The sequence below is a fragment of the Arthrobacter sp. 49Tsu3.1M3 genome (assembly GCF_900168135.1).
Classification (GTDB): Bacteria; Actinomycetota; Actinomycetes; order Actinomycetales; family Micrococcaceae; genus Arthrobacter.
This window is the reverse complement of sequence record NZ_FUZD01000040.1, coordinates 1-5,174: the sequence shown is the minus strand read 5'-3', so window position 1 is coordinate 5,174 and position 5,174 is coordinate 1. Positions and strand designations below refer to the sequence as shown.

Annotated in this window: 5 protein-coding genes; 3 read left to right on the top strand and 2 right to left on the bottom strand. The window is 65.1% G+C overall.

The window, feature by feature from the left end; genetic code table 11:
• Window positions 1-675: cytochrome c oxidase subunit I (locus B5X90_RS20755; protein ID WP_179129262.1), on the bottom strand; the 675-nt coding region annotated here is incomplete at its 3' end.
• A gap of 819 nt (window positions 676-1,494) precedes the next feature.
• Here B5X90_RS20755 and B5X90_RS20745 point away from each other — a divergent pair.
• Window positions 1,495-1,794, top strand: coding sequence for a DUF4193 domain-containing protein (locus B5X90_RS20745; RefSeq protein ID WP_079555770.1), 300 nt, complete (start codon window positions 1,495-1,497; stop codon window positions 1,792-1,794).
• Between the two features lie 362 nt (window positions 1,795-2,156).
• Entirely contained in the window at window positions 2,157-2,405 is a 249-nt protein-coding gene (locus B5X90_RS20740) for a hypothetical protein (RefSeq protein WP_079555767.1), read from the top strand.
• A 149-nt stretch (window positions 2,406-2,554) separates the two neighbouring features.
• Here the strand turns inward: B5X90_RS20740 and B5X90_RS20735 are convergent, their stop codons facing one another.
• Window positions 2,555-2,911, bottom strand: coding sequence for a DUF3846 domain-containing protein (locus B5X90_RS20735; RefSeq protein ID WP_079555766.1), 357 nt, complete (start codon window positions 2,909-2,911; stop codon window positions 2,555-2,557).
• A gap of 400 nt (window positions 2,912-3,311) precedes the next feature.
• On the opposite strand from B5X90_RS20735, the gene B5X90_RS20730 reads away from it, so the two are divergent.
• The coding region (locus B5X90_RS20730; protein WP_079555769.1) for an ATP-dependent Clp protease ATP-binding subunit at window positions 3,312-5,174 on the top strand (1,863 nt) is incomplete at its 3' end.

Below are 5,174 nucleotides of genomic sequence, written 5' to 3'. Positions count from 1 at the left end.
GAAGGCCATCAGGACCAGGATGGAGGTCACGAGGGCGTTCCAGGTGAAGATCGGCATCCGCCACATGGTCATGCCCGGGGCGCGCATGCAGATGATGGTGGTGATGAAGTTGACGGCGCCGAGGATGGTGCCGAAGCCGGAGAGCGCCAGGCCGAAGACCCAGAGGTCACCGCCCAGTCCGGGGGTGAATGTGGTGTTGGACAGCGGCGCGTACGCGAACCAGCCGAACGACGCGGCACCCTGCGGGGTGATGAAGCCGGAGACGGCGATCGTGGAGCCGAAGAGGAAGAACCAGAAGGCCAGTGCGTTCAGTCGCGGGAAGGCGACGTCGGGGGCACCGATCTGCAGCGGCATGATGACGTTGGTGAAGCCGGCGAACAGCGGCGTCGCGAACATCAGCAGCATGACGGTGCCGTGCATGGTGAAGAGCTGGTTGTACTGCTCTTTGGTCTGCAGGATCTGCATGCCGGGCTCGAAGAGCTCGGCACGGATCAGCAGCGCCATGATCCCGCCGAGGATGAAGAACACAAAGGCGGCGAGCATATACATGTACCCGATGGTCTTGTGGTCGGTCGAGGTGATCCAGCTGACGACGATTTGGCCCTTGCGCCTGGGACGGACGGAGGGGGAAGCAGTGGCGGCGAGTCCTGTGCCTGGGCTGCTCTGGGTGGTCATTGGTTGCCTCCCTGCTGAATGGAAAGGGAAAACACCTCAAGTGGAAGGTGATGGCTGAGCTGTGGGGGAAAACCTGTCGAGTCTTGCCACCGCCGGTACGCCACGGCACACCACAGCATCAACCCCCACGTGATCAACCCGATAACGGGCGTCGCGATCCAGGAATTCACCCATAAATCCGTGTTCCGCGGCGTGAGGTGCGTCGTGTTCCGCTGGGTCGGCAGCGATGCGCGCTGGACCTCCGCAACGCAACCCGACGACAGCAAAGCCAATATGAGCGAGCCGGCCGAAGTCCGGAAGCGAAAGCGGGCCGCGGCGAATCCAGGTTTAGAATCCCACATGGTGCGCATCGAAGTCTCCAGCAAAAGGCACTCACGGCCCGCACTGCAGGAGCCGATCCCATCGTCCGGGCCGGGCCGGGTGGTAAAAACCTACGCTATACCCTGCTTTCCTCACGGAAAAGACCCCCTAGGCCCTCAGTTGGAGATACCGCTAGGACCAACAGCGGCCGGGCGTTGGGCGGAGCGATATGCCCCTATGCCGCTAAGGGCGAGGGGGGCATGACGTACAGGTCCTCGCGTCCGCACCGGGCGGCGGACCGCACCCCCAGCAACTCGTACGCAAGGTCGTGCACCTTCCATGTTCTTCGGGAGACCATGTTGGGGATTTCGGCTTCCAGACCCCCGCTGATGCCACGGCCGCCTCGGCGACTTCCGCTTTCAGGCCCACTGTTGCGGATGGTCGGAATAACGCGGTTCCATGCCCGGTTGGAATGTAGTTCGGGACAAAATAGGCCACGAAGAATCAAGGAGAGACATGGTGTCCATCGACTACGACGCTCACCGCACCACACCCGAGAATGAGCCCACACTGCCGGTTGAGGAGCTCAAAGCCCGAAAGTCGCGCCCGGATGAGCCCCTCATCGATCTCGATGAAACGGAACTCGCGGAGAGTTTCGAGCTGCCCGGCGCGGACCTGTCGAAAGAAGAACTCATCGTTCAGGTCATGCCGGTCCAATCCGACGAGTTCACCTGCATGTCCTGCTTCCTGGTCCACCACCGCAGCCAGCTGGCCCGGGAAAAGGACGGAAAGAAGTACTGCATCGAATGCGAGGGCTGAGCTGAATCCCGGGCACCACGAGACACCGGGAAGCGTCATGCTTCAAGAACATGTCCGCGGCGCGTGTCGCCGGCAACAGGCTGTGACTAATGAAGGGGACCAGATTCTCCGGCGGGGCTGGTGGCCGGGCGGCGGGTTGGGGCCTGGGTGCGGGTGCGGGGGCACATGTAGTCAAGGGAGGTCAGGACGGGGCCGCCGCTGGAACCTCAACGTGGAGCTACCATGCCGGAACCCTCCCCGCGTCTGCCTTTCCCCGTTCAACACGCCCCCGTGTATCGGAGCCGGCCAGTTGCCCGGCACCGTGATGTGGGACGTGGCAGCGTCTTCCTGAGCCCAATCCTCTGTGCGCCCAGCCCGACGGCATGACCGTCGTCAACATGAGCACCTTCACGGAATTCCTTGTCCGGCAGCTGCCGATCACCATTGGGGGTGACCGGAAGCCGCCGGGGACTCACAGCAATAGTCAGCGGCTGGCCCAGATGCGAGAGCGGTCCGGGGACCTCAGGAAAGCCAAGGACGAAGCCCGCTGGCGTCACCGCCTGGCCGAGCTCCCGGTCTACCGGGGAGGCAATAACTGGGCCGGCCCACAAGGACTGCGCGTGGGAGCATGAGCCGGGCCCTCGGGGTGTGGATCCGTCAGTCAGCATCCCGGAGACACTGGACGCCGGGAAGGGTCAGGGAGGAACCGCGGCCGCCCCGCCGGTGACCCAAAACGTTGCCCGCTCTGGCGCAGGGCGGGTAAGGGACATTTGCCGGTCCGCTACGCGGCGAGCCGGGCGCCGTAGAGGTCTTGGGCCCGTTTGACCAGGTGGCCCGGCGCGTCGGCGGGCTCGCCGTGGGTGCCGCGCCCGAGGAAGACGACGGTACCCCGGGCCGCATCGGCAAGGTCCAGGCCGCAGTCGCGCATCAGTTCCGCGGCGCGCAGGTTCGGCGGAAGATTGGCGATCACCCCGTCGGAATTGAGGCAGACATCCCAGTCGCCCCGGGTTACGGTTTCAATCTCCCCGCCGACCAGATCCTCCAGTGCCCTCTGGCCAACGTCAATGTTCTGGACCCGGACAGGTTCGCTGGTCCTGGCCGGAACTATAAGTGCTGTGCAGATGGTTCTCATTTTCATCCCGTTGTTAATAACAACCGACTGTTTTGCGCTGTTCCTGCCGAAGCGGGACCGGAATCAGAGCTGTGCGCCGCGTGCGCTCAACCGTTGTGTATCGGTCTGAGGCCCATCGTCCAGGCCATCGACCCGCCAGCCCTCCTGGTAGTCCTGATGATGGCTGTAGTCGGATGCGAGGCACATGTAATCACCGGCAGGGGCCCAACGCCTCTTCCGGACCTTTCCCGCCGGTGGTGCTGTTAAATTGCCCCGGGCGGCCCGGGCAGGAAAGCCTCTGTCGAGGACATTGACTGGCCTTTCCGGAGACGACGGCTCGGTGCAACCTGCCGGGGCGACTTCCCCAAAGGGGCTGCACCGTCGTGAGACTCGAAGTTAAAATATTCATTTTCCGGGAGGGTGGGCGATGTTTGATCGGTTTACCGGTCCTGCCCGGCGGGCTATGATGCTCGCCCAGGAAGAAGCACGCCGGCTACACCACAACTATCTTGGAACCGAGCATCTGCTGCTGGGCCTGGTCCGGGAGGGCGAGGGGGTGGCGGCCCGGGCACTTGACTGCTGCGGCATCTCCCTGGACAGGGCACGGGCGGAAGTGGAAGACTTCACCGGCCGCGGCCGGCAGGACCCGCCCGGCGATCTCCCGTTCTCTCCCCGGGCCAAGAACGCACTGCACCTGGCCGTTGAGGAGTCCATAAGGCTCGACAGCATCCGGACCGGGACCGGGCACGTTCTGCTGGGACTTCTCCATGAGGGTGGGGGCACGGCATGGCAAGTACTGAAGGGGCTGGATGCGGATCCCGCCCGGCTCCGCCGCCAGGTCATTCGGCTGACCGTGGACCTGGCCGTGCGCGCGGAAGGCACACCCGAGGCGGCCCGCCCGCACTGGACGGCGGCGGCTGTTCCCGTCCTGGACCAGTTCGGCCGGAACCTGACGGGGGCTGCGGACCGGAACGAACTGGACCCTGTGATCGGCCGCGGGCAGGAAATGGAACGTCTCATGCAGGTCCTTTCCCGCCGCACCAAGAACAACCCCGTGCTGATCGGTGAGCCCGGGGTCGGCAAGACAGCCGTCGTCGAGGGCCTGGCCCAGGCGATCGTCCGCGGCGATGTCCCGGAGACCATCAAGGACAAGCAGCTGTACACGCTGGACCTCGGGTCCCTCGTGGCCGGCTCCCGCTACCGCGGTGACTTCGAGGAGCGCCTGAAGAAGGTCCTCAGGTCGATCCGCACCCGCGGCGACATCATCCTGTTCATCGATGAGATCCACACCCTGGTGGGCGCCGGTGCCGCCGAAGGCGCCATCGATGCGGCCTCGATCCTGAAGCCCATGCTGGCCCGCGGCGAACTCCAGACCATCGGTGCCACCACGCTGGACGAGTACCGCAAGCACATCGAGAAGGATGCCGCGCTGGAGCGCCGCTTCCAGCCGATCCAGGTCAAGGAACCCTCCGTCGCACACGCGATCGAGATCCTCAAGGGCCTACGCGACCGGTATGAAGCGCACCACCAGGTCACCATCACCGACGGCGCCCTCGCCTCGGCGGCGATCCTTTCCGAGCGCTACATCTCGGACCGCTTCCTCCCGGACAAGGCCATCGACCTGATCGACGAGGCCGGTGCGCGGCTGCGCATCCGCCGCATGACCGCCCCGCCCGAGCTCACGGCCCTCGCCGGCAGAATCGACGCCGTCAGGAAAGCACACGCGGCCGCCATCGAGGCCGCCGATTTTCTTCAGGCCGCCGTCCTGCGTGAGACCGAGCGGAACCTGACGGCCCTGCACACGGAGCAGACACGCCGATGGAAGGCCGCCCCTGCATCAATGTCCCGGATCGACGGTGACCTCATCGCTGAGGTGCTGGCGAACTCCACCGGCATCCCGGTCTTCAAGCTGACCGAGGAAGAATCCTCGCGCCTGCTGAAGATGGAAGACGAACTCCACAAGCGCGTGGTCGGCCAGAACGAGGCCATCAAGGCCCTGTCCCAGGCGATCCGGCGCACCCGTGCAGGCCTCAAGGACCCCAAGCGTCCGGGCGGCTCGTTCATCTTCGCCGGCCCCACCGGCGTCGGCAAGACCGAACTGGCCAAGGCGCTCGCCGAGTTCCTGTTCGGCGAGGAAGACGCCCTGATCACCCTGGACATGTCCGAGTACTCGGAGAAGCACACGGTGTCGCGGCTCTTCGGTGCCCCTCCGGGCTACGTGGGCTACGAGGAAGGCGGCCAGCTGACCGAGAAGGTCCGCCGTCGTCCGTTCTCCGTGGTCCTGTTCGAT